Origin of the sequence: Roseovarius sp. MBR-78 (assembly GCF_040547535.1) — a bacterium.
Classification (GTDB): Bacteria; Pseudomonadota; Alphaproteobacteria; order Rhodobacterales; family Rhodobacteraceae; genus Roseovarius.
Genome location: NZ_JBEPPX010000008.1, coordinates 62684 through 88019, shown reverse-complemented (window position 1 = coordinate 88019; position 25336 = coordinate 62684). Strand labels below are relative to the sequence as shown.

General features: G+C 67.4%; 26 protein-coding genes. 18 read left to right on the top strand and 8 right to left on the bottom strand.

Annotation, left to right across the window (positions count from 1 at the left end; all coding sequences use genetic code 11):
• Positions 1-70 precede the first annotated feature (70 nt).
• From ccoN to ccoS, 8 genes are all read left to right on the top strand, one after another.
• A complete protein-coding gene (gene ccoN / locus ABIE58_RS08525; RefSeq protein WP_354544279.1) occupies positions 71-1675 on the top strand; it encodes a cytochrome-c oxidase, cbb3-type subunit I in 1605 nt (534 codons plus the stop codon).
• A 14-nt stretch (positions 1676-1689) separates the two neighbouring features.
• Complete coding sequence (gene ccoO, locus ABIE58_RS08520; RefSeq protein WP_354544278.1) at positions 1690-2415, top strand: cytochrome-c oxidase, cbb3-type subunit II; 726 nt, start codon at positions 1690-1692, stop codon at positions 2413-2415.
• Positions 2416-2427: 12 nt separating this feature from the next.
• On the top strand, positions 2428-2622 hold the full coding sequence (locus ABIE58_RS08515) for a cbb3-type cytochrome c oxidase subunit 3 (protein ID WP_354544277.1): 195 nt from the start codon (positions 2428-2430) through the stop codon (positions 2620-2622).
• A gap of 3 nt (positions 2623-2625) precedes the next feature.
• Positions 2626-3495 carry a cytochrome-c oxidase, cbb3-type subunit III gene (gene ccoP, locus ABIE58_RS08510; protein ID WP_354544276.1) on the top strand — a complete coding sequence of 290 codons (870 nt, stop codon included), beginning with the start codon at positions 2626-2628 and terminating at the stop codon, positions 3493-3495.
• Between the two features lie 248 nt (positions 3496-3743).
• Entirely contained in the window at positions 3744-5177 is a 1434-nt protein-coding gene (ccoG, locus tag ABIE58_RS08505) for a cytochrome c oxidase accessory protein CcoG (protein WP_354544275.1), read from the top strand.
• Positions 5177-5632 (top strand): FixH family protein, encoded by a 456-nt coding sequence (locus tag ABIE58_RS08500; RefSeq protein WP_354544274.1) that lies wholly within the window; start codon positions 5177-5179, stop codon positions 5630-5632. Before ccoG ends, ABIE58_RS08500 begins: the two co-directional genes overlap by 1 nt.
• A 3-nt stretch (positions 5633-5635) precedes the next feature.
• Positions 5636-7819 (top strand): heavy metal translocating P-type ATPase, encoded by a 2184-nt coding sequence (locus tag ABIE58_RS08495; RefSeq protein WP_354544273.1) that lies wholly within the window; start codon positions 5636-5638, stop codon positions 7817-7819.
• Positions 7820-7823: 4 nt separating this feature from the next.
• Positions 7824-7982 carry a cbb3-type cytochrome oxidase assembly protein CcoS gene (ccoS, locus tag ABIE58_RS08490; RefSeq protein WP_354544272.1) on the top strand — a complete coding sequence of 53 codons (159 nt, stop codon included), beginning with the start codon at positions 7824-7826 and terminating at the stop codon, positions 7980-7982.
• A gap of 9 nt (positions 7983-7991) precedes the next feature.
• Here ccoS and ABIE58_RS08485 read toward each other — a convergent pair whose 3' ends face one another.
• Positions 7992-8756 (bottom strand): adenosylcobinamide-GDP ribazoletransferase, encoded by a 765-nt coding sequence (locus ABIE58_RS08485; RefSeq protein WP_354544271.1) that lies wholly within the window; start codon positions 8754-8756, stop codon positions 7992-7994.
• Positions 8757-8834: 78 nt separating this feature from the next.
• On the opposite strand from ABIE58_RS08485, the gene cobT reads away from it, so the two are divergent.
• A complete protein-coding gene (gene cobT, locus ABIE58_RS08480) occupies positions 8835-9845 on the top strand; it encodes a nicotinate-nucleotide--dimethylbenzimidazole phosphoribosyltransferase (protein WP_354544270.1) in 1011 nt (336 codons plus the stop codon).
• Positions 9846-9910: 65 nt separating this feature from the next.
• On the opposite strand, the gene ABIE58_RS08475 is transcribed toward cobT, so the two are convergent.
• Complete coding sequence (locus ABIE58_RS08475) at positions 9911-10474, bottom strand: TlpA family protein disulfide reductase (RefSeq protein WP_354544269.1); 564 nt, start codon at positions 10472-10474, stop codon at positions 9911-9913.
• Between the two features lie 25 nt (positions 10475-10499).
• Here ABIE58_RS08475 and argH point away from each other — a divergent pair, with 25 nt between their 5' ends.
• The 5 genes from argH to ABIE58_RS08450 are packed head-to-tail and all read left to right on the top strand — an operon-like array spanning position 10500 to position 16310.
• The gene (argH, locus tag ABIE58_RS08470) at positions 10500-11891 is read left to right on the top strand and encodes an argininosuccinate lyase (protein WP_354544268.1); all 1392 of its coding nucleotides are present in this window, start codon (positions 10500-10502) and stop codon (positions 11889-11891) included.
• Entirely contained in the window at positions 11888-12064 is a 177-nt protein-coding gene (locus ABIE58_RS08465; RefSeq protein ID WP_354544267.1) for an argininosuccinate lyase, read from the top strand. Before argH ends, ABIE58_RS08465 begins: the two co-directional genes overlap by 4 nt.
• The gene (locus ABIE58_RS08460) at positions 12061-12369 is read left to right on the top strand and encodes a DUF2834 domain-containing protein (protein WP_354544266.1); all 309 of its coding nucleotides are present in this window, start codon (positions 12061-12063) and stop codon (positions 12367-12369) included. Before ABIE58_RS08465 ends, ABIE58_RS08460 begins: the two co-directional genes overlap by 4 nt.
• 41 nt (positions 12370-12410) lie before the next feature.
• Positions 12411-13676: a diaminopimelate decarboxylase gene (gene lysA, locus ABIE58_RS08455; protein WP_354544265.1), complete on the top strand. Its 1266-nt coding sequence runs from the start codon at positions 12411-12413 to the stop codon at positions 13674-13676.
• Between the two features lie 36 nt (positions 13677-13712).
• Positions 13713-16310, top strand: coding sequence for a TIGR02302 family protein (locus ABIE58_RS08450; RefSeq protein ID WP_354544264.1), 2598 nt, complete (start codon positions 13713-13715; stop codon positions 16308-16310).
• Here the strand turns inward: ABIE58_RS08450 and ABIE58_RS08445 are convergent.
• Positions 16307-17128, bottom strand: a complete 822-nt coding sequence (locus tag ABIE58_RS08445; protein WP_354544263.1) for a zinc-ribbon domain-containing protein — start codon at positions 17126-17128, stop codon at positions 16307-16309. The two genes, ABIE58_RS08450 and ABIE58_RS08445, sit on opposite strands and share 4 nt — an antisense overlap.
• A gap of 172 nt (positions 17129-17300) precedes the next feature.
• Between ABIE58_RS08445 and ABIE58_RS08440 the strand changes: the two genes are divergently transcribed.
• The 4 genes from ABIE58_RS08440 to ABIE58_RS08425 all read left to right on the top strand — a co-directional run bounded on the left by ABIE58_RS08440 (position 17301) and on the right by ABIE58_RS08425 (position 19881).
• Positions 17301-17978 (top strand): cell division ATP-binding protein FtsE, encoded by a 678-nt coding sequence (locus ABIE58_RS08440; protein WP_354544381.1) that lies wholly within the window; start codon positions 17301-17303, stop codon positions 17976-17978.
• Between the two features lie 29 nt (positions 17979-18007).
• Positions 18008-18880, top strand: coding sequence for a cell division protein FtsX (locus tag ABIE58_RS08435; RefSeq protein WP_354544380.1), 873 nt, complete (start codon positions 18008-18010; stop codon positions 18878-18880).
• Entirely contained in the window at positions 18877-19614 is a 738-nt protein-coding gene (locus tag ABIE58_RS08430; RefSeq protein WP_354544262.1) for a lysophospholipid acyltransferase family protein, read from the top strand. The genes ABIE58_RS08435 and ABIE58_RS08430 overlap by 4 nt, the downstream gene beginning before the upstream one ends.
• Positions 19615-19743: 129 nt before the next feature.
• Positions 19744-19881 (top strand): hypothetical protein, encoded by a 138-nt coding sequence (locus tag ABIE58_RS08425; RefSeq protein WP_354544261.1) that lies wholly within the window; start codon positions 19744-19746, stop codon positions 19879-19881.
• 75 nt (positions 19882-19956) lie between these two features.
• On the opposite strand, the gene ABIE58_RS08420 is transcribed toward ABIE58_RS08425, so the two are convergent.
• The 5 genes from ABIE58_RS08420 to purH all read right to left on the bottom strand — a co-directional run bounded on the left by ABIE58_RS08420 (position 19957) and on the right by purH (position 25318).
• The gene (locus tag ABIE58_RS08420; protein ID WP_354544260.1) at positions 19957-21270 is read right to left on the bottom strand and encodes a M16 family metallopeptidase; all 1314 of its coding nucleotides are present in this window, start codon (positions 21268-21270) and stop codon (positions 19957-19959) included.
• Positions 21267-22592: a M16 family metallopeptidase gene (locus tag ABIE58_RS08415; RefSeq protein ID WP_354544259.1), complete on the bottom strand. Its 1326-nt coding sequence runs from the start codon at positions 22590-22592 to the stop codon at positions 21267-21269. Before ABIE58_RS08415 ends, ABIE58_RS08420 begins: the two co-directional genes overlap by 4 nt.
• A gap of 68 nt (positions 22593-22660) precedes the next feature.
• Positions 22661-23197, bottom strand: a complete 537-nt coding sequence (locus tag ABIE58_RS08410; protein ID WP_354544258.1) for a DUF3035 domain-containing protein — start codon at positions 23195-23197, stop codon at positions 22661-22663.
• A 50-nt stretch (positions 23198-23247) separates the two neighbouring features.
• Entirely contained in the window at positions 23248-23718 is a 471-nt protein-coding gene (gene lspA / locus ABIE58_RS08405) for a signal peptidase II (protein ID WP_354544257.1), read from the bottom strand.
• A 10-nt stretch (positions 23719-23728) separates the two neighbouring features.
• Positions 23729-25318, bottom strand: coding sequence for a bifunctional phosphoribosylaminoimidazolecarboxamide formyltransferase/IMP cyclohydrolase (gene purH, locus ABIE58_RS08400; RefSeq protein WP_354544256.1), 1590 nt, complete (start codon positions 25316-25318; stop codon positions 23729-23731).
• Positions 25319-25336: the final 18 nt, after the last annotated feature.

The following is a 25336-nucleotide window of genomic DNA, read 5'->3' as shown; positions in this document are numbered from 1 at the left end:
GTGCACAGTCAAGCGCGTGCGCCGGTTATGGCGACTCGCGTGGGCACGGACGAGGACGAAGGGACGCAACATGACGAATTACATCAAGCTGATTGCGCTTGGGGTGATCACGCTTTTCGCGCTGATCGCGGCCAACTACGCGCGCGATCTGGCCTATCTGGTGAACGCGCTGACCATCGCGCTGGTATCGGGTGGCCTGTTTCTGTGGGTGCTGCGGCACACTGACGAGCCGGGGGCATCGGTTGACCTGTCCGGCGAATACATGGACGGCGTGGTGCGCGCGGGCGTGGTGGCCACCTGCCTTTGGGGCGTGGTCGGCTTTCTCGCGGGCACGTTCATCGCCTTTCAGCTTGCCTTTCCGCAGCTCAATTTCGACTGGGCGCAGGGCTATGCCAATTTCGGGCGGTTGCGGCCGCTGCACACCTCGGCGGTGATTTTCGCCTTTGGTGGCAACGCGCTCATTGCGACCTCGTTCTACGTGGTGCAGCGCACGAGCGCCGCGCGCCTCTGGGGCGGCAATCTCGCGTGGTTCGTGTTCTGGGGCTATAACCTGTTCATCGTTCTGGCCGCGACGAGCTATGTCCTGGGCGGGTCTCAGTCCAAGGAATATGCCGAGCCGGAATGGCATATCGACCTGTGGCTGACGATCGTATGGCTGGCCTATCTGGCCGTGTTCCTCGGCACCATCGTCAAGCGCCGCGAGCCGCATATCTACGTGGCCAACTGGTTCTACCTGTCGTTCATCATCACCGTTGCAATGCTGCATGTGTTCAACAACCTCAGCATCCCGGTCTCGATCTGGGGTTCCAAATCGGTGCAGGTCTTCTCGGGCGTGCAGGATGCGATGGTGCAGTGGTGGTATGGCCACAACGCGGTGGGCTTTTTCCTCACCGCAGGCTTCCTCGGTATGATGTATTACTTCGTGCCGAAACAGGCCGAACGCCCCGTGTTCAGCTACAAACTGTCGATCATCCACTTCTGGGCCCTGATCTTCATCTATATCTGGGCCGGTCCGCACCACCTGCACTATACCGCGCTGCCCGACTGGGCCTCGACGCTGGGCATGGTGTTCTCGATCGTGCTGTGGATGCCGTCCTGGGGTGGCATGATCAACGGTCTGATGACGCTCTCGGGCGCCTGGGACAAGCTGCGCACCGATCCGATCATCCGCATGATGGTGATCTCAATCGGGTTCTACGGCATGTCCACCTTTGAAGGGCCGATGATGTCCATTCGCGCGGTCAACTCGCTGTCGCATTACACCGACTGGACCATCGGGCATGTGCATTCCGGTGCGCTTGGCTGGAACGGCATGATCACCTTTGGCGCGCTCTATTTTCTTGTGCCGAAGCTCTGGAACCGCGAGCGGCTCTATAGCCTGAGCATGGTGAGCTGGCATTTCTGGCTCGCGACGATCGGGATCATTCTCTACGCCGCCTCGATGTGGGTGACCGGGATCATGGAGGGCCTGATGTGGCGCGAAGTGGACGCTAACGGTTTCCTCGTGAATTCTTTCGCCGATACCGTGGCCGCGAAACTGCCGATGTATGTCGTGCGGGGCCTGGGCGGGGTCATGTATCTCACCGGCGCGCTTATCATGTGCTACAACCTCTGGATGACTGTGAAACGTTCGCCGGCCGTAGAGGCCACGAACAGCGCAGTCCCGGCTGAATAAGGAGGGCCGGAGAGATGGCAATTCTGGACAAACACGCAATCCTGGAAAAGAACGTCACGCTTCTGGCGATCTTTGCCTTCCTCGTGGTCACCATCGGGGGGATCGTGCAGATCGCCCCGCTGTTCTGGCTCGAGAACACGATCGAGGATGTCGAGGGGATGCGCCCCTATTCGCCGCTGGAACTGACCGGTCGCGATATCTACATCCGCGAGGGCTGTTACGTCTGCCACAGCCAGATGATCCGCCCGATGCGCGACGAGGTGGAACGCTATGGCCACTACTCGCTGGCCGCAGAGTCGAAATACGATCACCCGTTCCAGTGGGGGTCCAAGCGCACGGGGCCGGATCTGGCCCGTGTCGGCGGGCGCTATTCGGATGCCTGGCATGTCGATCACCTGCGCAACCCGCAAGCGGTGGTGCCCGAATCGGTGATGCCGAAATACGGCTTCCTCGAAAACCGCCTGATCGACGGCGAGCATGTCGCCGATCTGATGAAGACGCACCGTCTTGTGGGCGTGCCCTATAGCGACGAGATGATCGAGACCGCACGCGCCGATTTCAAGGCGCAGGTCGATCCCGATGGCGATATCGACGGGCTGATGGCGCGCTACCCCAACGCGCAGGTGCGCAATTTCGACGGGCAGGCGGGGATTTCCGAGGCCGACGCGCTCATCGCCTATTTGCAGATGCTGGGCACGCTGGTCGATTTCTCGACCTTCACCCCCGTGCCGAGCCGCTGAGGAGGACGCGCAATGGAAACCTATTCGCTGCTGCGACAGTTCGCCGATAGCTGGATGTTGCTGGTGCTGTTTGCCTTTTTCGTGGGGGTCGTGATCTGGGTGTTCCGCCCCGGTGCGAGCAAGACCTACGAGAACCCGGCAAACATCCCCTTCCGGCACGAAGACAAACCGGCACCCGCTACCGGTGCCGACGCCAAGGAGGCGTAAGACATGGCCAAGAAACCGCAACAAAAGACCGAGGTCGAGACCACCGGCCATTCCTGGGACGGGATCGAGGAATACAACAACCCGCTGCCGCGCTGGTGGCTGTGGACCTTTTACGCCTGCATCGTCTGGGCGCTGTGGTATGTGCTCGCCTATCCCGCCTGGCCGCTCGTCAACCAGGCGACGGCGGGCTACAAGGGCTGGTCCACCCGCGCCAACGTCGCCGCCGAGATCGAGGCGGCAAGCGCGGCCAATGCCGGGATCAATGCCCGGCTTGTCTCGGCCGAGCTTGAGGCAATCCCGGCCGATCCCGAGCTCAACGCCTATGCCGTGTCCGCCGGCGGCGCGGTGTTCCGCACCTGGTGCGCACAGTGCCACGGTTCCGGCGCGGCGGGGGTCAAGGCGGGGGGCTATCCCAACCTTCTCGACAATGACTGGCTCTGGGGCGGCACGCTGGAGGAAATCCACACCACCATCGCCCACGGGATCCGCAACGAGACCGACCCGGATGCGCGCTGGTCGCAGATGCCCGCCTTTGGCGAGATTCTGGAGCCCGCCGAGATCGACCAGGTCGTGAACTACGTGATGTCGCTTTCGGGTGCGCCACAGGATGTGCAGGCCGCCGCAGCAGGCGCGGAGGTTTTCGCGAATAACTGCGTCGCTTGCCACGGCGAAGCGGGTGGCGGGGATATCTATCAAGGCGCCCCCAACCTTGCCGATGCGATCTGGCTCTATGGTGGCGATTACGACACGATCCGCGAAACCGTGACCTATTCGCGCTTCGGGATCATGCCGCCGATGGGCGGGGCCGAGCTGAGCGAGGCCGAAACGCGGGCCGTCGCCGTCTATGTCCACCAGTTGGGTGGCGGCGAGTAATCCTGCAAGAGATACCCCGGACCGATAGGTCCGGGGTAAGGTGCCGGTCCTTCCGTCCTGTTCGCGCGTTCCAGGAGGGGCCGGTGCCGTTTTCAAGGGGCTGATACAGCCGCCAGCGCCCGCCCCCGCGTCAATGCGACACGCGCGGACGGATGCAATCTTACCCCATATTGATACAGGTCAAAGCCCCGATTTGGCCTGCCTGCCAAAAGACGAACTTGAAACACATGATATCGGAGTGATCTCCTTTGCCCGAGACCCAGCCAAGCGCCCCGCAATCGCTTTACGCCGCGCGCGAGCCGATCTTTCCCCGGCGCGTTTCGGGGCAATTCCGCAACCTGAAATGGGTGATCATGGCGATCACCCTCGGCATTTACTACATCCTGCCGTGGATTCGCTGGGACCGGGGGCCGAGCTTGCCCGATCAGGCGGTGTTGCTCGATCTGGCAGAGCGGCGGTTCTTCTTCTTCTGGATCGAGATATGGCCGCATGAGTTTTATTTCGTGGCCGGGCTTTTGGTCATGGCGGGGCTTGGCCTGTTTCTCTTCACCTCCGCCTTGGGCCGGGTCTGGTGCGGCTATGCCTGCCCGCAGACGGTGTGGACCGATCTTTTCATCCTAGTGGAACGCTGGATCGAGGGCGACCGCAACGCGCGCCTGCGCCTCCACCGGCAGAAATGGGATCTCCGCAAGGCGCGGTTGCGGCTGGTTAAGTGGATCACATGGCTGCTGATCGCGGTGGCTACGGGGGGCGCGTGGGTGTTCTACTTTACCGATGCGCCGACGCTGCTGGTCGATCTCTTCACGCTCAACGCCCATCCCATTGCCTACACCACCATCGCCGTGCTGACCGGCACGACCTTTTTCTTCGGCGGGTTCGCGCGCGAGCAGATCTGCATCTATGCCTGCCCGTGGCCGCGGATTCAGGCCGCGATGATGGACGAGGACACGCTGACCGTTGGCTATCGTGCGTGGCGGGGCGAGCCGCGCAAACACTCCGAAGAGGTCAAGGCCGGAGAGCCGATGGGCGACTGCATCGACTGCATGGCCTGCGTCAATGTCTGCCCGGTGGGTATCGACATTCGCGACGGGCAACAGATGGAATGCATCACCTGTGCGCTGTGCATCGACGCCTGCGATGACGTGATGGAAAAGATCGGCAAACCGCGCGGTCTGATCGACTATATGGCCTTTACCGACGAGGAGCGCGAGCGCGCGGGCCAGCCGCCCAAATCCGTCTGGAAGCATATTTTCCGCCCGCGCACGATTCTTTACACCGCGCTGTGGTCGCTGGTGGGGGCGGGGCTGGTCTTTGCCCTGTTCATCCGTTCCGATATCGACCTGACGGTGGCCCCGGTGCGCAACCCGACCTATGTCACCCTGTCGGATGGCGAGATTCGCAACATCTACGAGGTGCGGCTGCGCAACATGAAACACGATGCGACGCGGTTCAAGTTCAGCGTCAAGGGTGACCCGGTGCTTTTCATCACGCTCGAAGGCACGCCCTACGCTTCCGTCGAGGTGCCCGCCGACGAGATGGTGCTGCAACGCGTCTATGTCACCGCGCCCAAGGGCTCTGCCCCGGCGCAGGCCGAGCGCACCGATATCCGTATCTGGGTCGAGGATACCGGCAGCGGCACGCGCGATTACAAGGACACCGTGTTCAACGGACGGGGGCAATAATGGCAGAGCGCAAGATCACCGGGCGGCATGTGCTCATCGGGTTTGTCGCGGCTTTCGGCGTCATCATCGGGGTCAATCTGGTGCTGGCCTATTCCGCAATCAGCACCTTTCCGGGGCTGGAGGTGAAAAACTCCTACGTTGCCAGCCAGGAATTCAACGAACGCAAGGCCGCGCAGGAGGCGCTGGGCTGGACCATCAGCGCCGATCACGCCGGGGGTGTGCTTACCCTTGGCATCACCGATGATACCGGCCAGCCGGTGCAGGTGGCCCGGCTCGAGGCGACGGTGGGCCGTGCCACCCATGTGCAAGAGGACCAGACCCCGACATTCCGCTTTGACGGCACCGCCTATGTCGCCTCGGTCGATCTGGGCGATGGCAACTGGAACATCCGCATGAAGGCTTGGGATAGCAATGGCACGCTTTTTCAGCAGCGGGTCGTGCTGCACAAGGAGTAGGCCATGAGCACCGCCTTCCACGCGCCGGTCTCGGCCTGCCCTGCCTGTTCCGCCGCACCCGCGGCAGAGGCGCTGGCGGCGCGCGCGCTGCCCGATGCGCGGATTGCGCTGTCGCTGCCGACGATCCATTGCGCGGCCTGCATTTCCAAGGTCGAACGCGCGCTCGGTGCCCATCCCGGCGTGAAATCGGCGCGTGTCAACCTTACCCTCAAACGCGCCAGCATCGACGCGGAACCGGAGGTGACGGCAGAGGAGATGCGCGCGCTGGTCGAGCAGGCGGGATACGAGGCACACGAGCTGGACGCCGGCACGCTGAGCGCCACGGCGACCGACCGCGCGGGACGCGAACTCTTGATGCGGCTGGCGGTGGCGGGGTTTGCCGCCATGAATGTCATGCTCTTGTCGGTCTCGGTCTGGTCGGGGGCCGAGGCCGCGACGCGCGACCTCTTTCACTGGATTTCCGCCGCGATCACCCTGCCTGCGATTGCGTTCGCCGGGGTGCCGTTCTTTCGCAACGCCTGGGCCGCGCTGCGCCACGGGCGGCTCAACATGGATGTGCCGATCACGCTGGCCATTCTGCTGGCGGTTGTCACCTCGCTGTGGGAAACCTCGCTTTCGGGCGAGCATGCCTATTTCGATGCCGCCATCGCGCTCACCTTCTTTTTGCTGGCGGGGCGCTATCTCGATCACCGCACCCGCGCCATTGCCCGTTCGGCGGCCGAGGAATTGACCGCGCTGGAAGTGCCGCGCGCGACGCGGCTGCGCGACGGCATTGAGGAGGTGGTGGGCGTGGCAGAGCTTGCCGTGGGCGATATGATCTTCGTGCGCCCCGGTGGGCGGATGCCCGTGGATGGGGTGATCGCCTCGGGCACGTCCGAGCTTGACCGCTCGCTTCTGACCGGCGAGACGCTGCCGGTCTTCGCGGGCGAGGGGCAGGCGGTGAGCGCGGGCGAGGTGAACCTTACCGGCCCGCTGACGATCCGCGCCACGGCGGTGGGGGCCGAGACCTCGCTGCATCGCATGGCCGATCTGGTGGCGATCGCCGAATCGGGGCGCTCGCGCTATACCTCGCTCGCTGATCGCGCCGCCAGGCTCTATGCGCCGGGGGTGCATATTCTCTCGGCGCTCGCTTTCGCAGGCTGGTATCTGGCGACATGGGATCTGCGCATCGCGATCAACATCGCCGCTGCCGTGCTCATCATCACCTGCCCCTGCGCGCTTGGCCTTGCCGTGCCTGCGGTGACCACCGCCGCCTCGGGGCGGCTGTTTCGGCGCGGGATGCTGATCAAGCACGAAACCGCGCTGGAGCGGCTGGCGCAGGTGGATACGGTGGTGTTCGACAAGACCGGCACGCTCACCACCGGCACGCCGCGCCTGACCAATCTCGACGTGCTGCCGCGCGAGGCGGTGGCGGTGGCGCTCGCGCTCTCGCAGGTCTCGGCGCATCCGCTGGCGCAGGCGATCACCACGGCGGCGCGCGACGCGGGGCTTGCGGCGGCGGAGGTGACGGAGATCACCGAGGTGCCGGGCTATGGCACCAAGGGGCGGATCAAGGGGCAGGAGGTGCGGCTGGGCCGGGCAAGCTGGGTCGGGGCCGAACCGCGCGCCGAGACGGCGACTTTCCTCAAGGTAGGAGAGGCCGCGCCGCTGGCCTTCACCTTCACCGACGCGCTGCGCCCCGGCGCGCAAGATGCGGTGGCGGCCCTCGTCGCACAGGGCAAGCGCGTGATCCTGATGTCGGGCGACACCACGCCCGCCGTCGAGACGCTGGCCGCGCGGTTGGGGATCGGGGAGTGGCTGGCCGAGGCGCTGCCCGCCGACAAGGCCGCGCGCGTGGCGGCACTGTCGCAGGAGGGCGCGCATGTGCTGATGGTGGGCGACGGGCTCAACGATACCGCCGCCTTGGCCGCCGCCCATGTCTCGATCTCGCCTGCATCGGCGCTGGATGCCGCGCGGGTGGCCTCCGATATCGTGCTGCTGGGCAATGATCTCACACCCATCGGCGCAGCCTGTGTCACCGCCCGTGCCGCGACCCGCCGCATCCGCGAAAACTTCCGCATCGCCACGCTCTACAATCTCGTTGCGGTGCCGCTGGCGGTGGCGGGTCTCTGCTCGCCGCTGATTGCGGCCTTGGCCATGTCGGCGAGTTCCATTACGGTATCACTCAATGCGCTGCGGTTGAGGTGAGCGAATGAACGTGCTGGCCTATCTCATACCGATCTCGCTGATCCTTGGCGGGTTGGGGCTGGTGTTCTTCATCTACACGGTGCGCTCGAACCAGTATGACGACCCCGAGGGCGACGCGCGGCGCATCCTGTCGGATGACTGGGACGACCGGCCCAAGCCCTGAGCCGGGGGGTCACGGCAACAGGCACAGGAGCGCGGCGATCTCGGCCACCTGCTGCGCCGCGCCAAGGATATCGCCGGTCTGCCCGCCGATCCGCGCCCGCGCCAGCCGCGCCACGATGAGCGCGCCAAGCGCCGCCGCCCCTGCCGCGATCGGCCCCGCGCCGCCGCCCAGCGCCAGCGCCCCCGCCAGCGCCAGCGCCGCGGCCAGAAGCACCGCAGCGCGGGGCGGGCGGCCCTGGGATTGCGCCAGCCCGTCCGCGCGTGCGTGGGGCAGCGCCGCCATCACGCCCGCCATCGCCGCGCGCGACACCATCGCCGCGATCACCAGCGCCACCGCCCCTGCCAGCGCGCCGCCCGCGAAGATGAGCGCCAGCGCCACCGCGCGCAGGCCGAGGCCCAGCACCAGCGCGATCACGCCATAGCTGCCGATGCGGCTGTCGCGCATGATCTCGAGCCGCCTTTCCCGCGTCCAGCCGCCCCAGAGCCCATCGGCGCTATCGGCAAGCCCGTCCTCGTGCAGCCCGCCGCCCCCCATCACCAGCGCCCCCAGCGCGACCAGCCCCGCCACCGGCGCAGGCAGGCCCAGCGCCAGCGCCGCGCCACCCACAAGTGCTGCCAGCCCGCCCAGCACTGCCCCCGCCAGCGGCCAGGCCCATGCCGCCCGCGCGCCGCGCGCGGTATCATGCACATGGATCGGAAGCCGTGTCAGAAGGCCCAGCGCCAGCGCAAGGTCGGAGCGGTGAAGAAGCGCGGTATCGTGGTCGGTCTCGGGCATGATCGGGGCCTTTTCGGGCTGGGGGCGGGGCCGCTTTCGCGATACAGCAAGGGTGCCCCCCCTTGCAACGAGGCCGTCATGCCCGCCCCTTTCGCCACGCTCGCCGAATTCGCAGCACTTCTGCGCGATCTGCCCGGCCCAGACCGCGCCGCCATCGCTACTGCGCGCGCGCGTGACGCCACTCTGACCAAGCCGCCCGGCGCGCTTGGCAGGCTCGAGGAGGTGGCGGCATGGTATTGCGGCTGGCGCGGGGATGGGCGCGCGCAGGTGTGCGCGCCGCAGGTGGTGGTCTTTGCCGGCAATCACGGGGTGGTGGCGCAGGGGGTTTCGGCCTTCCCCGTGGCGGTGACGGCGCAGATGGTCGCCAATTTCAACGCCGGCGGCGCGGCGGTCAACCAGTTGGCCGGGGTGGTCGGTGCGCGGCTTGATGTGGTCGCGCTCGATCTTGACCGGCCCACCGGCGATATCGCCACCGGCCCGGCCATGTCCGGGGCCGACTGTGTCGCGGCGCTGGCGGCGGGATGGGACGCGGTCGCCCCCGAGGCCGATCTGTTCGTGGCGGGCGAGATGGGCATCGGGAACACCACCTCCGCCGCCGCCATCGCGCTGGCGCTTTACGGTGGCGCGGCGGCGGATTGGGCCGGGCGCGGCACCGGGCTTGACGATGCCGGGCTGGCGCACAAGGCGCAGGTGGTGGGCCGCGCGGTGGCGGCCAACCCCGCGCGCGGCGGCCTGGAGGTGCTGGCAGCCCTTGGCGGGCGCGAGTTGGCGGCGATGGCCGGGGCGATCGCGCGGGCGCGCACCCTGCGCATCCCGGTGCTGCTCGACGGCTTCATCTGCACCGCCGCGGCCGCCTGTCTCGAGGCCGAGGCCCCCGGCGCGCTCGATCACGCGCTCGCCGCCCATGTCAGCGCCGAGCCGGGGCACGCGCGCCTGCTGGAGCGGCTGGGCAAGGTGCCGCTTTTGTCGCTGGGGTTGCGGCTTGGCGAAGGGTCCGGGGCGGTGCTGGGCGTGGGCGTGGTGCAGGCGGCGCTGGCCTGCCATTCCGGCATGGCGAGTTTCGCCGAGGCCGGGGTGAGCGGCGGGTGAGCGCCGGGCGCGATGGCGCTTTGCCGACGGTCGTTATACGCAAATCTCGGGGCGCGGTCGCCCGTTCAGCCCTCCGCGCCCGCCGTCAGGGCCGCGATGATTGCCTTTGCGCTGTCGCTGTTCCAGTCGGCATCGCCCGTCAGCCGCGCGATCTCGCGCCCCTGCGCGTCGAGGATCATGGTCATCGGCAGGCCGAACACGCCCATTTCACGCGCCAGCGCAGATCGCGGGTCGCGGTGCAGGGGCAGGTTGTCGGCGCCGATCTCCTCCATGAATTTCTTCATCGCGGGCGGTGGATTGCGCCCGGTGGCGATGGTCACGACGGCGAAATCCTCGCCGCCCATCTCGCGCTCAAGCGCCGACAGTGTCGGCATTTCGGCACGGCAGGGCGCGCACCAAGTGGCCCAGAAATTCACCAGCACGACGCGCCCCTGATAATCGCCCAGCGTGCCCGCGCCCCCCTCGCCGCGCTCGAATTCGACCTGCGGGGCGGGCTTGGGCGCGCTGTGGAACATGAGTTTCTTCATATCCCCGTCTTTCAGCGCCTCGGCCTGCGCCGAATCGGCAACGGCGGGGTTTGCACCAAGCGCGAGGGCCATATAAAGGACAATGCCAAGAAGACGTTTCATAATTCCCTCCAAAGGGCCGCAGCAGATGACCGATACGACCTCGAACAAGATGTGGGGCGGCCGCTTTGCCGCCGGGCCGGATGCGATCATGGAGGCAATTAATGCCTCGATCGCGTTCGACAAGCGGCTGGCGGCGCAGGACATCGCCGGATCGCGCGCCCATGCCGCCATGCTGGCGGCCACGGGTATCATCAGTGATAGGGATGCGCAGGCGATGAGGGAAGGGCTGCTCACGGTCTTGTCAGAGATCGAGGCGGGAGATTTCACCTTTTCCACCGCGCTTGAGGATATCCACATGAATGTGGAGGCACGCCTCAAGGAGATCGTGGGCGAGCCTGCCGGGCGGCTGCACACGGGGCGCTCGCGCAACGATCAGGTGGCGACCGATTTCCGGCTCTGGGTGCGCGACCAACTCGACGCCGCCGAGGGGGCGCTGGTGGCGCTGATGCGCGCGCTTGTGGCGCAGGCCGAGGCGGGGGCGGATTGGGTGATGCCGGGCTTTACTCACTTGCAGACCGCGCAGCCGGTGACATGGGGCCATCACATGATGGCCTATGTCGAGATGTTCGGGCGCGACCTGAGCCGGGTGCGCGATGCGCGCGCCCGGATGAACGAATGCCCCTTGGGCGCGGCGGCGCTGGCGGGGACATCCTTTCCGATTGACCGTGAGATGACGGCGCAGGCGCTGGGCTTTGATCGCCCCTGTGCGAATTCGCTGGATGCCGTGAGCGACCGGGATTTCGCGCTGGAATTTTTGGGGGCGGCGAGCATATGCGCCATGCATCTGAGCCGGTTTGCCGAGGAATTGGTGATCTGGTCCTCGGCGCAGTTCCGCTTTGTCGCCTTGTCGGATCGGTTCTCGACCGGATCGAGCATCATGCCGCAGAAGAAGAACCCCGACGCGGCGGAGTTGATCCGCGCCAAGGTGGGGCGCATCTTTGGCGCGAACGTGGCGCTGATGATGGTGATGAAGGGGCTGCCCTTGGCCTACTCCAAGGACATGCAGGAAGATAAGGAACAGGTATTCGACGCCGCCGACAACCTGATGTTGGCCCTGGCCGCGATGGAGGGCATGGTGCGCGACATGGAAGCGCAGCAAGGCAATCTGGAGGCGGCGGCGGCCTCGGGCTTTTCTACCGCGACCGACCTGGCGGATTGGCTGGTGCGGGTGGCGGGGATGCCGTTCCGCGAGGCGCATCACGTCACCGGCAGCCTTGTGGCACGCGCCGAGGCGCGGGGCTGTGACCTGCCCGACCTCACCCTTGATGAGATGCAGGCGGTGCATGGCGAAATTACCGATGCGGTCTATGATGTATTGGGTGTGCGCAATTCGGTGGCCTCAAGGATGAGCTATGGCGGCACCGCGCCCGCACAGGTGCGCGCGCAGGTGGCCCGGTGGAAGGAGCGTTTGGGATGAGGTTCTTGGCGGTGATGACAGCCCTCGCGCTGGTGGGCTGCGGTGTGGAGGGCGATCCGGTGCGCCCCACGCTCAGCACCACGGTAAGCGCGGGATCGGGCGGGGTGTATACGAGCGTGGGCACGGGTGCGCGCATCGGCGGCGTCAATCTCGGCGTGGGGGTCGGGCTGTGAGATGGGTCTGGCTGGCGCTGGCAGTCTGGGGCGCGGTGCATCCGATGTCGTGGTTTCTGGCGTGGTTCGGCGAGAACGGCTATGACCTGATGGCGATGGTCGCGGCCTGGCATGTCAACGCGGCCACGTCCGGGCTGGTCTGGGACCTGACGATTGCCGCCGTGACGCTCACGGTCTGGATCGTGGCCGAGGCGGTGCAGCATCGGCGCTGGCTGGGCCTGCTGGCGATCCCGGCGACGTTCGGGATCGGGGTGAGCTGCGGCCTGCCGCTCTATCTTTTCCTGCGCAGCCTGCGGCAGGCGTGAGCGATTTGGATATTTAAGGCAAGATGAAGCGGGGCTAGGGGTTGGATCATTTTCTCTATCGGGGCGGCGTGCTGCATGCCGAGGATGTGCCGCTGCCGGAGATCGCGGCAGAGGTGGGCACGCCCTTTTATTGCTATTCCACGGCGACGCTGGAGCGGCATTACCGCCTCTTTGACGAGGCGCTGGCGGGGATGGATCATCTGGTCTGCTATGCCATGAAGGCGGCGAGCAATCAGGCGATCCTGCGCACGCTGGCGGGGCTTGGTGCGGGGATGGATGTGGTCTCGGGCGGGGAATATGCGCGGGCGCGGGCGGCGGGTGTGCCAGGCGATAGGATCGTCTTTTCCGGTGTCGGCAAGACGCGCGAGGAGATGCGCGTGGCGCTGATCGGCGGGATAAGACAGGTCAATGTCGAGAGCGAGCCGGAGCTGCGTGCGCTGAGCGAGGTGGCGGCGAGCCTTGGGGTGCGCGTGCCCATCACCATCCGCGTCAACCCGGATGTGGACGCGAAAACCCATGCCAAGATCGCCACCGGCAAGAGCGAGAACAAGTTCGGCATTCCGATTGCGAAGGCCCGCGCGGTCTATGCCGAGGCAGCGCGTTTGCCGGGGATCGAGGTGGTCGGCATCGACGTGCATATCGGCAGCCAGTTGACCGATCTGGAGCCGTTCCGCCTTGCCTATCGCAAGGTGGCGGAACTGACCGGGGTGCTGCGCGCCGACGGGCATGACATCCGGCGTCTGGATCTCGGCGGCGGTCTGGGGATTCCCTATGCCCGCTCCAACGAGGCGCCGCCGCTGCCCATTGAATACGGCGCGATGATCCGCGAGGAGCTGGGCCATCTGGGCTGCGAGATCGAGATTGAGCCGGGGCGGCTTATCGTCGGCAATGCGGGCATTCTGGTGAGCGAGGTGATCTATGTGAAAGAGGGCGAGGGGCGCGATTTCCTCATTCTCGATGCGGCGATGAACGATCTCATCCGCCCGGCCATGTATGACGCCCATCACGATATCGTGCCGGTGGTCGAGCCTGCGCCGGGGGCCGAACAGCAGCCCTATGACGTGGTCGGCCCGGTCTGCGAATCGGGCGATACCTTCGCGCGCGGGCGGCAGATGCCTGCTGTTGAGGCGGGCGGTCTGGTGGCGTTCCGCAGCGCGGGGGCCTATGGCGCGGTGATGTCGAGCGAATACAACACGAGGCCGCTTATCCCCGAGGTTCTGGTCAATGGGCGTGACTTTGCCGTGATCCGCGCGCGCCCGAGCTTTGACGAAATGATAAATCGCGATACCATCCCCGAATGGCTCTGACGCGGGTGACGCGCCGGGCCCTGAGAAGGAGCGGCGATGCCCATGTCCCGACCCGATGATCCCCTGACCACGGCGCTGGCGCGTTTGCGCCCGGCGGTTGCGCTCACCTGGGCGGGGCTGGTGGCCGAACGGGGCACGCGCGCCTTCTGGCCGCTGCTGAGCCTTCTGGCCGCAATCTCGGGCGCGCTGTTCCTCGGCCTGCACGAGAGCGTGCCGCCCGTGTTGATGCCATGGGCGGGGGCCGGGCTAGCGCTGGCGGTGGTGGTGCTTGGCGGGTTTGGCCTGTGGCGGTTTCGCTGGCCGTCGCGCGCGCAGGCGCTGGCGCGGCTCGATGCCTCGCTGAGCGGGCGACCGCTGGCCGCGCTTGGTGATACGCAGGCGGTCGGCGGTGACGATGCCGCTTCGGTGGCGCTGTGGCGGGCGCATCAGGCGCGGATGGCGCAGCGCGCCGCCGGGGCGCAGCCGGTGTCGCCCGATCTGCGGCTGGCGCGGTTCGACCCTTACGGCCTGCGCCACGCTGCGCTCTTGGTGCTGGTGATCGGCCTTGTCTTCGGCTCGGTCTGGCGCGTCGGCACGGTGGCGCAGACCGGCCCCGGCGGCGGTGCGGCGCTTGCCTCTGGCCCCGCCTGGGAGGGCTGGATCGAGCCGCCGCGCCACACCGGGTTGCCGAGCCTTTACCTTGCCGATCAGGACGGCGTGATCCGCGTGCCGGTGGGTAGCGAGGTGACGTTGCGCTTTTACGGTGAGGAGGGGGCGCTGCGCCTGCACGAGACCGCCTCGGGACGGGGTGCGGAGACGGTGACGCCCGCCGCCTCCGAGCAGAGCTTTGACATCGCGCGCGATGGGGAGATGCGCATCGACGGCCCCGGCGGGCGCGGCTGGCAGGTCGAGGCCATCGCCGACGCCGCGCCGCAGGTGGTGGTGCGCGACGATGAGGCCAAGACGAGTTTCGAGGGGCAGATGAGCCTGCCTTTTGAGGCTCGCGACGATTATGGCGTGACCGGTGGCGAGGCGGTGATCGTGCTTGATATGGCGCGGGTCACGCGCCGCCACGGCCTGAGCGCAGAGCCGGAGCCGCGCGAGGCGATCCGGCTTGATCTGCCGCTGCCGATGATGGGCGGACGGGCCGAATTTACCGAGGCGCTCGTGGCCGACCTGTCGCAGCACGCTTGGGCGCATCTGCCGGTGACGCTTCGGATGAGCGTGACGGATGCGGCGGGGCAACAGGGCCTGTCCGCGCCGGTGGAGATGACGCTCCCGGCGCGGCGTTTCTTTGATCCGATGGCGGCGGCGGTGATCGAGCAGCGGCGCGACCTGCTGTGGAGCCGCGCCAACGCGCCGCGCGTGGCGCAGGTGTTGCGCGCGATATCGTGGAAGCCCGAGGAGGGGTTGTTTCGCTCCAGCGCCGCCTATCTGCGGCTGCGCGTGATCTTGCGCAGGCTCGAGGCGATGGTGGCCTCGGGCGGGCTTGACGATGTCGAGCGCGACGAGATCGCGCAGGCGCTGTGGGATCTGGGCATCCTGCTCGAGGATGGCGACGCGGGCGATGCGCTGGAGCGGATGCGCGCCGCGCAAGAGCGGCTCAGCGAGGCGATGAAGAACGGTGCGACCCCCGAGGACATCGCGCGCCTGATGCAGGAATTGCGCGACGCGACGCAGGACTATCTGCGCCAGAAGATGCAGCAGGCGCAGCGCGAGGCCCCCGATGGCGGCGATCAGCAGAGCGCCGAGAACACCATGCGCATGAACAGCCAGGATTTGCAGGACATGATGGACCGCATCCAGGAGTTGATGGAACAGGGCCGCCATGCCGAGGCGCAGCAGGCGCTGGAGGAATTCCAGCGTATGATGGAGAACATGCAGGTCACCCAGGGCCAGGGCGGCGCGCAGGGACAGCAGGCGATGGAGGGCCTGTCGGAGACTTTGCGCGAACAGCAGGGCCTCTCGGATCAGGCGTTCCGCGATCTTCAGGAACAGTTCAACCCCGATGCCCGCTCGGGGCAGTCGCGCCAGAACGAGGGCCGCTCGGGGGGCGATGGCCGCGGCCAGAGCCATGATGGCCAGCAGGGCCAAGGCGGCGGCGAGGGTGGCGCGCAGCCGGGTGGCGAGGGCGCGCAGGGGCGCGAAGAGGCCGAGGGCGGCGCGGGCGGATCGTTGGCAGAGCGGCAAGAGGCGCTGCGCGGTCAGCTTGAACAGCAGCGCGGCGGGCTGCCGCAGCTTGGCGGCGAGGCCGGAGAGGCCGCGCGCGAGGCGCTGGAGCGGGCCGAGCGGGCGATGGAAGGGGCCGAGGAGGCGCTGCGCAACGACGATCTGGCCGGTGCGCTGGAGGATCAGGCCGACGCGATGGAGGCGCTACGCGAAGGGATGCGGAGCATGGGCGAGGCGATGGCCCGCGATGCCAACCCCGGTAGCCCCGATGACGGGCGCGGCAACACGGGCCGTGCGCAGGCCGATCCGCTGGGGCGCGAGGCCGGACAAGGCCGTGGCGCAGGCACCGATGACAGCCTGTTGCAGGGAGAGGACGTGTATCGCCGCGCGCGCGACCTGCTCGACGAGATCCGCCGCCGCTCGGGCGAGGGCGCGCGCCCGGATATCGAACTTGATTACCTCGAACGCCTGCTGGATCGCTTCTAAAGCAGGGCAAGCAGCCCTGTGATCGTCGCCAACAGAAGCGCGCGCGCCTCATCCACCGCCTGCACATATTGCGCGAGCGGGGCGCGGGCGGTCGGCAAGAGCGCGGAAATCGAGGGGGCCAAGAGGTAGATTGCCAGCGCGATGAGGCAGGTGGCCACCGCGAGCCGGAACCCGGTGCGAAACCCGCCGCCGCGCCGGGGCGGCGGTATCTCGTCGGACAGGGCGGGGGCGAGTGAGCCTGCGGCGTCACCGGAAGCGCTCAGCGAGGAATTGATCTCTTCGATATCGGGAAAGAGGTTGCGCCGCGATCCGGGGTCGATGTCGCCGGTGTCATCCTCGTCGTCGTCAATGTCTTCGCGGGCGGCGCGGTTGCGCGGGGCCGGTCTCGCCTCGGCGGCGGGCTGGCCGCGTAGCCGCTGCATCCGTTCACGCGCTTCGCGCGCGCGCCGCGCATCCTCGGATTCGGGCTCTCCGAGGCCAAGATCGGGCTGCGTCTCGATCCGGCCATCTGCCTCGGCGGCGCGGGCGGCACGCTCGCGATCGGCCTCCTCGCGCAGGATGTCGGCCACCGAAGGATCAAGCCGCCGCTGCGCCGAGGGGGCGGCATTTGGTGCCGTGTCGCGATGAGGGTCAGGATCGGCTTCAGGCTCCGGCGCGGGATCGGGCTCAGCCTCGGGCGGTTCTGGCGGGGTGTGGTCGGGGTGATGCTGCCACCATGTCGTGCCGCAATTGGAGCATTGCACATCGCGCCCGCTCTCGGGGATCACCGCGTCCGGCACCTCGTATTGTGCCCCGCAGTTCGGACATGTCAGCCTCATCGTTCCACCCGCTGCCTGTTCCTTGCCACCGTTTCCCGGCTTTGCCGTCCCTCGCGCGAGCATAGGCGTTAATCCGCGACCCGAAAAGAGCAAAGCGAATCAGGCGGGCGGTGATTGCACATATGTGGCCTCTGGGGCATGAAGGGGGGTGCACAAGCAAGGGGCGCAGGCGGTGATCGAGCTTGAGGGCGTGGGGTATTCCTATGGCGGTGGCGAGTTGCTTGGCGATGTGTCGCTGGCGCTTGCGCCGGGATCGTTCCATTTCCTCACCGGCCCGTCGGGATCGGGCAAGACCACGCTGCTCAAGCTGTGTTACGGCGCGCTGGTGCCCACGGCGGGGCAGGTGCGGCTTTTCGGGCAGGACCGGCGCGAGATGAGCCGCGACGATATCGCGATGGTGCGACGTCGCATCGGGGTGGTGCACCAGGATTGCCAGTTTCTCGACCATCTCGACGTGGCCGAGAACATCGCCCTGCCGCTGGCGGTGTCGGGGCGCGACCTGCTTGGCGAAGAGGCGAACCTGCGCGAGTTGATCGGCTGGGTTGGCCTGCGCGAACGGGCAGCGGCCCGCCCGCCCGAGCTTTCGGGGGGTGAGCGGCAGCGCGCGGCGCTGGCGCGGGCGGTCATCATGTCGCCCGATGCCGTGCTGGCCGACGAGCCGACCGGCAATATCGACTGGGAGATGTCCGAACGCCTGATGCGCCTGTTGATCGAGCTTAACCGCATGGGCAAGACGATCCTGATCGCCACCCATGATCTGGCGCTCATCCGCGCGGCCAAGGCGCATGTGCAGGCGCGTGTTCTGCGCATCGCCGGGCGGCGGCTGCACTTCGCGGGGGCAGACCTGTGAGGGCGCTGGCGGGGTTTCTCTCCGAGCTTATGCCCGGTGACACACAGGCCGATCGGGTGGTGCCGCCAAGCGGGTTTACCGCGACGCTGACGCTCTTTACCGCCGCGGCGATGGCGTTTCTGGCGGTGTTCGCGCTGGCGCTGTCGCTGGCCACGGGGCGGCTGGCGGATCGCTGGGGCAACGAACTTGCGCGCACCGCGACGGTGCGCATCTCGGCCCCCGAGGGGCAGATGGCGGCGCAGACCGCCGCCGCGCTGCGGGTGCTCGAGACCACCACCGGCGTGGCGCGTGCGCGCGCGCTCGACGATGCCGAGCAGGCGGCGCTGCTGGAGCCGTGGTTCGGCCCCGGCCTGCCGCTCGATCAGTTGCCGATCCCGCGCCTCATCGAGGTGACCGAGACGGCGCAGGGGTTTGACGCGCAGGGGCTGCGGCTGCGGCTGGCCGCCGAGGTGCCGGGCGCGGTGCTCGACGATCACACCCGCTGGCGCAGGCCGCTGGTGCGCGCGGCGTCGCGGTTGCGGCTTCTGGGCTGGCTGTCGCTGGCGCTGATCGGGGCGGCGACGGCGGCGATGATCACGCTGGCGGCGCAGGCGGCGCTGGCGGCCAATGCGCAGGTCATCACCGTGCTGCGGCTGGTGGGGGCGCAGGACGGCTATATCGCGCGGGCCTTCGTGCGCCGCTTTGCCGTGCGGGGCCTTGGCGGGGCGGCGGCCGGCACCGTGCTGGGCTGTCTTGCTATCCTCGCGCTGCCAGCGGCGCGGATCGAAGGCGGGTTTCTGACCGGTCTGGGGTTCCAGGGCTGGCACTGGCTCTGGCCGCTGATGATCCCGCCGCTGGCGGGGCTGGTGGCCTATGGGGCAACCCGCGCGGCGGCGCGCCGCAGGCTGGAGGAAATGCCATGAGATACGCGGTTCAATGGCTGCGCTCGTTGATCTTCGTCGTGCAGATGTATGTGATGCTGCCGGTTATCGGGCTCACCTTCCTGCCCTGGGCGCTCGTGAGCCCGCGCGGCGCGCGCGCGGGCTGCATGGCCTATTGCCGCTGGGTGCGCTGGAGCGCCGCCTGGATGGTGGGCCTGCGCACCGAGGTGCGCGGCACGCCGCCCACGGGCGAGGCGCTCATCGCCGCCAAGCACCAGAGCTTTCTTGATATCCTCGTGATCTTCAGCGCCGTCCCGGCGGGCAAGTTCATCATGAAGCGCGAATTGATATGGACGCCGGTCGTGGGCCAATACGGGCTGCGCATCGGCTGTGTGCCGGTCGATCGCGGCAAGCGTGGCGCGGCGATCAGGAAGATGGTGGCCGATGTCGCGCGGGGGCTGCAACTCCCTGGGCAGCTTATCATCTTTGCGCAGGGAACCCGCGTCGCGCCTGGCGCGGTGCGTCCCTACAAGATCGGCGCGGGCGTGCTCTACGAGGAATTGGGCCAGACCTGCGTGCCGGCGGCGACCAATGTCGGCGTGTTCTGGCCCAAGCGCGGCATCTATCGCAAGCCGGGGCTGGCGGTGGTGGAATTCTTGGCCCCGATCGCGCCGGGGATGAGCAAGGCGGCGTTTATGAAGCAGCTTGAAGACGAGGTCGAGACCGCGTCCAATCGGCTCATGCGCGAGGCCGGGTTCGATCTGCCCGTGCGGTGAGGGCCGGACATTGCCTCGATATTGACCGGATGTTCACCTTTTTCGTCAAAACTTGGCCTTAAACCGGGGGTATCGTTGCGGATGAGTCAACAATGCCGCCGGTGCGGCGCAGGCAAGAGGATGGGGCAGATGAAGGCACGTTGGTTGAAATCCGTGGTCGAGCACAGCAAGGAGGCCGCGCCCGCGCTGCCCTATCACCGTCAGGTCCGCCGCGAGGGGCAACAGGCGCGCGTCTCCGCTATACTGCGCACGCGCAAAAGCGCCTGACCGCGCGATACCTGCGCGGGGCTATCCGGTCGGATCACGCGAAAGACGGGGGCGGCACGCCGACCCCCTCCGCCGTCAGTTCAGCGTGCTGTCTACGCCCTCGGGCTGGCCCACCACCACGAAGGTGAGCCGCTCGGGATCGAGCCAGTCGCGCGCCACGCGGTTGATCTCGTCGAGCGTGATCGCCTCGACCATCGCGTTGCGCTCTGCGATGTATTCCGGCTCCAGCCCGTCCATCTGCATCCCCACGGCGATGGAGGCGATCTGTGCATTGCCCTCGAAGCGCAGCGGGTAGGCCCCGGTGAGATAGGTCTTGGCGTCGGCGAGTTCCGTCGCGCTCACCCCCTCGGTGCGCATCCGCGCCCATTCGTCGCGAATGACTGCGATGGCCTCGCCCACGCGGCCGTTGGCCGACGCGACCGACCCCATCCACAATTCGGCGGCATCCTTGTCGGCGAGGTAGGAATAGACCCCGTAGGTCAGCCCGCGCTTCTCGCGCACCTCGGTCATCAGGCGGCTCTCGAACCCGCCGCCGCCAAGGATGTGGTTGAGCACATAGGCGGCCATGAAATCGGGATCGTGCCGGTCGGGGCCGGGCTGCACGAAGAGCGCCACTGATTGCGGTGTCTCGAACTCGACCACCTTGACGCCGCCGGGCAGGGCGGGATCGGCCTTGACGGGCAGCGGCGCGCCGGTTTCGGGCAAATCGCCCAAAAGCCGGTCGAGCAGCGCGCCCAGCTCCTCGGCGGTGATATCACCCACGGCGCTGACATAGATCCGGTCGCGCGCCAAGGCGGCACCATGGGCGGCCACGATATCCTCGCGGGTGAGGGCGCTGACGCTCTCGATGGTGCCATCGCCGGGGCGCGCATAGGGGTGATCGCCATAGATCAGCCGGGCCGCCGCGCGCGAGGCGATGCTGCGCGGATCGGTCTGATCCGAGCGCAACCCCGAGAGCACCCGTGCGCGCACCCGTTCGATGGCGTCCTCGTCGAAAAGCGGGGCAATCAGGCTGTCGCGCAACAGATCGACCGAGGCCACCCGGTTCTCGGTCAGGAACCGCGCCGAGACGCTCACCGCGTCGTCGCTCGCATCATAGCTGAACCGCGCGGCCAGTTCCTCGGCGGCGCGGGCAAAGCCCTGCGCGTCACGCGCGCCGGCACCTTCCTCCAGCAGCCCCGCCATCAGGTTGACGGCACCCGCCTTGCCCTCGGGATCGAGCGCCGTGCCACCGCGGAACCGCAGTTCCAGCGCGACGAAGGGGATGGAATGATCCTCGACCAGCCAGGCGTCGACGCCGCCGGGGCTGGTGACCTCCCGGACCTCGACCGCGGCGCGCGCGGGCAGCGTCGCGAGCGCGAGCAGGACAACAAGCGCGAAACGGATCATTGCGTCACCTCCGGGGTCATCAGATGGCCGGTTACCGATGCCCTGCGGTCAAACACCGCGCGGGCGGTGGCCATGATATCCTCGGCGGTGGTCTGTTGCAGGATGTCGGGCCATGCCTGCACATCCGCCACCGTGAGCCCCTGCGTCATCGCCTGACCATAGCGGCGTGCCAGCGCCGATACGTCGTCGCGGTCATAGATATCCTGCGCGCGCAACCGGCTCTTGATGCGGTCAAGATGCTCGGGGTCGGGGCCGGTCTTGAGGAACGTGGCCAGCACCTCGTCAAGCGCGGCCTCGGCCTCGTCGAGCGTGACACCCGCTGCCGGGACCACCATCAGATCAAGGCTGGTGTCATCGAGCGACAGGCCGGAATACCACGCGCCCACCTGCACCGCGATGCGCTGGTCGAATTGCAGCGCCTGGTTGAGCACCGAGGTTTGCCCGTTGCCCAGAAGTGCCGCCAGAAGCGTCAGTGCCGCCGCCTCGGTCTGCGCGCCGCTGTCACGCTCGGGTGCAAGGTAGGCGCGCGTGACATAGGGTTGCGAAACGCGCGGATCGCGATAGCTCAGCCGCCGTTCGGCGCGTTGCGGCGGCTCTTCCGGGCGCGCGCGGACGGGCAGGTCGGGGTTGGGCGGGATCGCGCCGTAATGCCGCTCGGCCATCGCGCGCACCTCCTCGGGGGTGACATCGCCTGCGATCACCGCGATGGCGTTGTTGGGGGCGTAATACTGCCGGTAGAAGGCCAGCGCCGCGTCGCGGTCGAGCGCCTCCATCTCGTGCCGCCAGCCGATGATCGGCACGCCGTAGGGATGGTTGAGATATTGCGCCGCCCCGAACTGTTCGCGAAAGAGCGCCGAGGGGCTGTTCTCCACCCGCTGGTTGCGCTCCTCCAGGATCACGTCGCGTTCGGTGGCGATATCCTCGTCGCGCAGGTGCAGGTTCACCATGCGGTCGGCCTCCATCCCCATCACCAGATCGAGCCGGTCGGCGGCGACGCGCTGGAAATAGGCGGTGTAGTCATAGCTCGTAAAGGCGTTGTCGCTGCCGCCGCTGCGCGCCACCGTGGAGGAGAATTCCCCCGGTGCGAGCGTATCGGTGCCCTTGAACATCAGGTGTTCGAGGAAATGCGCCACGCCCGACACGCCCGGTGCCTCATCCGCCGATCCGGCGCGATACCATACCATATGGGTGACCACCGGGGCGCGGTGATCCTCGATCACCACCACCTCCATGCCATTGGAGAGGGTAAAGCTGGTAACCGCTTCGGCCTGCGCCGGTCCGAAGGGCAGCGCAAGAAGCAGCGCGGCGAGGAGGGTTCGCATGTAAAGGCTCCGGGTTCGGAAAACACTCTTCTTTACATACGCGCCGCGCGCCTCGTTTCAAGCGGCGATCAGTTCTTCGGCGCTGGCGGGGCCGCGGGCGTCCGCACCCCGCGCCGCCGCAGGCGCTTTTCCTCGGCATAAGGGTCGAGCCATTGCCGACTGTAGGCCTGAAGATAATCGTCGGTTGGCAGGAACCGCAGCACGTTGACCCTGCCATATTGCCGCCGGATTTCGAGATCTTCGGCGGCAAGCTTCTGGCGAATCCCCGGATCGCGCCCGAACCGCCCGGTGCGGTTGACAAGCGTGGCATGGGCCGCAAGCGGGGCTGCGCTACGGCGCGTATCCGCATTGCCCCCCAGCGCGGCGATGCCGTCGGTGACCGGGTTCTGATCGGTACGGTTGGGGCCGCCGGGCGTTGGCTCTGGCAGGGCGGCCACGCTCTCGGGCATTTCCAGCGGCTTGCCGGGGATGATCGAGAATTCATCCGGCCCGTTGCCCGCCTGCCTGATCTTGCGCAGCGTCACATCGCCATCGCGCCCGCCGCCACAGCCTGCCACGATCACGGCGGCCATCAGCATCACAATGGTTTTCCGCGGCATCCACATCGCCACACTCCTTGCGGTTTGCGGCGGTGTATCGCATCCGCCTGCCAAGGTCACGAGGGCTTTTTGCCCCCCGGAAGCAACACCATGCCGAAGGCGCCTGCGAAAATCGCCACATCGGCCACGTTGAAAGCAAACGGGTTGTTGATCCCGCAACACGACATGTTGAGAAAATCCGCCACCGCCCCGTAGATCAGCCGGTCGATCACATTGCCCAGCGCGCCGCCCACGAGGACCCCCGCCGCGATCCGGTGCCATCGTCCGGCGCGCTCGGCATGGACCCACCACAGCACCGCCGCCGAGATTACTAACGCCACGGCGATCAGCACCCAGCGCAGGAGCGCGCCATGATCGGCGAGCATGCCGAAATTGATGCCCGTGTTCCACGCCATCCGCAGGTTGAGAAACGGCGGCCAGACTTCCATCGCGCCCAGCCTGCGCAAATCAAGCATATGCACCACGAGGTATTTCGTGGCCTGATCGAGCAGGAACACCCAGAAAGCCACCCAGAAGACGGTGCGCATCGGCCCTGCCTCAGTGCCGGAAATGGCGCTGACCGGTCAGCACCATCGCCAGCCCCGCCTCGTCGGCGGCGGCGATCACCTCGTCATCGCGCATCGAGCCGCCGGGATGGATCACCGCCGTGGCCCCCGCCTCTGCCGCCGTCAGCAGGCCATCGGCAAAGGGAAAGAACGCGTCCGAGGCCACCACGCTGCCTTGGGTGAGCGGCGCGGGCAGGCCCAGCGCCTCGGCCATGTCAACCGCCTTGCGCGCGGCGATCCGGCAACTGTCGACGCGACTCATCTGGCCTGCGCCCACGCCCACCGTGGCCCCGTCGCGGACATAGACGATGGCGTTGGATTTCACATGTTTCGCCACTTTCCAGGCAAAGAGCATATCGGCCATTTCCCGCTCGGTCGGCGCGCGTTTGGTCACCACGCGCAGGTCATCCGCGCCGATCTGCCCGGCATCCTTGTCCTGCACCAAATAGCCGCCCGAGACCTGCCGGATCATCCGCCCCGCCGCCGCCGGATCGGCAAGGCCCTCGGTCAGCAGAAGCCGCAGGTTCTTCTTCTTGGCAAAAATACCCAAGGCCGCATCGTCGGCCCCCGGTGCGATCACCACTTCGGTGAAAATCCCGGCGATTTCCTCTGCCGTGGCCCCGTCAAGCGGCTGGTTGAGCGCGATGATTCCGCCAAAGGCGCTGGTGCGGTCGCAATCGAAGGCGGATTTGTAGGCGTCGAGCAGCGTCGCGCCGCGCGCCACGCCGCAGGGGTTGGCATGCTTGATGATGGCGCAGGCGGGGCCGTCATCGGCGGCGAATTCGCTGACCAGCTCGAACGCGGCATCTGTGTCGTTGATGTTGTTGTAGCTCAGCTCCTTGCCCTGCACCTGCTGCGCCGTGGCCACGCCGGGGCGGTTCGGTCCGTCCACGTAAAAGGCCGCGCGCTGGTGCGGGTTCTCGCCATAGCGCAGGCTTTGCGCGAGCGTCCCGGCAAAGGCGCGGCGGCGCGGGGCCTCGTCGCCGATCGCCTCGGCCATCCAGGTGCTGACGGCGGCATCATAGGCGGCGGTGCGGGCATAGGCGCGCTGCGCCAGCTTGCGGCGGAATTTCGGGCAGGTCGCGCCGCCATGCTGATCCATGTCGCCCAGCACCTTGGCGTAATCCTCGACATCGACAACCACCGCGACATGGGCGTGGTTCTTGGCCGCTGCGCGAATCATCGCCGGGCCGCCGATGTCGATATTCTCCACGCAGGTCTCGTAATCCGCGCCCTTGGCCACCGTCTCCTCGAACGGGTAGAGGTTGACCACCAGCAGATCAATCGGCCCGATCCCGTGCGCCTCCATCGCCGCGACGTGATCGGGGTTGTCGCGCAGCGCCAGCAGCCCGCCATGCACCATCGGGTGCAGGGTCTTGACGCGCCCGTCCATCATCTCGGGAAAGCCCGTCACCTCGGCCACGTCGCGCACCGCCAGCCCCGCCTCGCGCAGTGCCTTCGCCGTGCCGCCGGTCGAGAGGAGCTCCACCCCCCGCTCGGCCAGCGCGCGGCCAAGATCGACAAGGCCGGTCTTGTCGGAAACGGAAATGAGGGCGCGGGTCACGGGCGCGAGATCGGTCATCGGGTTTGGTCCTGTCAC

What these genes read in the sequence shown, in the direction of transcription:
- ccoN (WP_354544279.1), top strand. Translation starts at nt 71, where the DNA reads ATGACGAATTACATCAAGCTGATTGCGCTTGGGGTGATCACGCTTTTC.
- ccoO (WP_354544278.1), top strand. Translation starts at nt 1,690, where the DNA reads ATGGCAATTCTGGACAAACACGCAATCCTGGAAAAGAACGTCACGCTT.
- ABIE58_RS08515 (WP_354544277.1), top strand. Translation starts at nt 2,428, where the DNA reads ATGGAAACCTATTCGCTGCTGCGACAGTTCGCCGATAGCTGGATGTTG.
- ccoP (WP_354544276.1), top strand. Translation starts at nt 2,626, where the DNA reads ATGGCCAAGAAACCGCAACAAAAGACCGAGGTCGAGACCACCGGCCAT.
- ABIE58_RS08500 (WP_354544274.1), top strand. Translation starts at nt 5,177, where the DNA reads ATGGCAGAGCGCAAGATCACCGGGCGGCATGTGCTCATCGGGTTTGTC.
- ABIE58_RS08495 (WP_354544273.1), top strand. Translation starts at nt 5,636, where the DNA reads ATGAGCACCGCCTTCCACGCGCCGGTCTCGGCCTGCCCTGCCTGTTCC.
- ccoS (WP_354544272.1), top strand. Translation starts at nt 7,824, where the DNA reads ATGAACGTGCTGGCCTATCTCATACCGATCTCGCTGATCCTTGGCGGG.
- ABIE58_RS08485 (WP_354544271.1), bottom strand. Translation starts at nt 8,756, where the DNA reads ATGCCCGAGACCGACCACGATACCGCGCTTCTTCACCGCTCCGACCTT.
- cobT (WP_354544270.1), top strand. Translation starts at nt 8,835, where the DNA reads ATGCCCGCCCCTTTCGCCACGCTCGCCGAATTCGCAGCACTTCTGCGC.
- ABIE58_RS08475 (WP_354544269.1), bottom strand. Translation starts at nt 10,474, where the DNA reads ATGAAACGTCTTCTTGGCATTGTCCTTTATATGGCCCTCGCGCTTGGT.
- argH (WP_354544268.1), top strand. Translation starts at nt 10,500, where the DNA reads ATGACCGATACGACCTCGAACAAGATGTGGGGCGGCCGCTTTGCCGCC.
- ABIE58_RS08465 (WP_354544267.1), top strand. Translation starts at nt 11,888, where the DNA reads ATGAGGTTCTTGGCGGTGATGACAGCCCTCGCGCTGGTGGGCTGCGGT.
- ABIE58_RS08450 (WP_354544264.1), top strand. Translation starts at nt 13,713, where the DNA reads ATGCCCATGTCCCGACCCGATGATCCCCTGACCACGGCGCTGGCGCGT.
- ABIE58_RS08445 (WP_354544263.1), bottom strand. Translation starts at nt 17,128, where the DNA reads ATGAGGCTGACATGTCCGAACTGCGGGGCACAATACGAGGTGCCGGAC.
- ABIE58_RS08435 (WP_354544380.1), top strand. Translation starts at nt 18,008, where the DNA reads ATGCCCGGTGACACACAGGCCGATCGGGTGGTGCCGCCAAGCGGGTTT.
- ABIE58_RS08430 (WP_354544262.1), top strand. Translation starts at nt 18,877, where the DNA reads ATGAGATACGCGGTTCAATGGCTGCGCTCGTTGATCTTCGTCGTGCAG.
- ABIE58_RS08425 (WP_354544261.1), top strand. Translation starts at nt 19,744, where the DNA reads ATGAAGGCACGTTGGTTGAAATCCGTGGTCGAGCACAGCAAGGAGGCC.
- ABIE58_RS08420 (WP_354544260.1), bottom strand. Translation starts at nt 21,270, where the DNA reads ATGATCCGTTTCGCGCTTGTTGTCCTGCTCGCGCTCGCGACGCTGCCC.
- ABIE58_RS08415 (WP_354544259.1), bottom strand. Translation starts at nt 22,592, where the DNA reads ATGCGAACCCTCCTCGCCGCGCTGCTTCTTGCGCTGCCCTTCGGACCG.
- ABIE58_RS08410 (WP_354544258.1), bottom strand. Translation starts at nt 23,197, where the DNA reads ATGTGGATGCCGCGGAAAACCATTGTGATGCTGATGGCCGCCGTGATC.
- lspA (WP_354544257.1), bottom strand. Translation starts at nt 23,718, where the DNA reads ATGCGCACCGTCTTCTGGGTGGCTTTCTGGGTGTTCCTGCTCGATCAG.
- purH (WP_354544256.1), bottom strand. Translation starts at nt 25,318, where the DNA reads ATGACCGATCTCGCGCCCGTGACCCGCGCCCTCATTTCCGTTTCCGAC.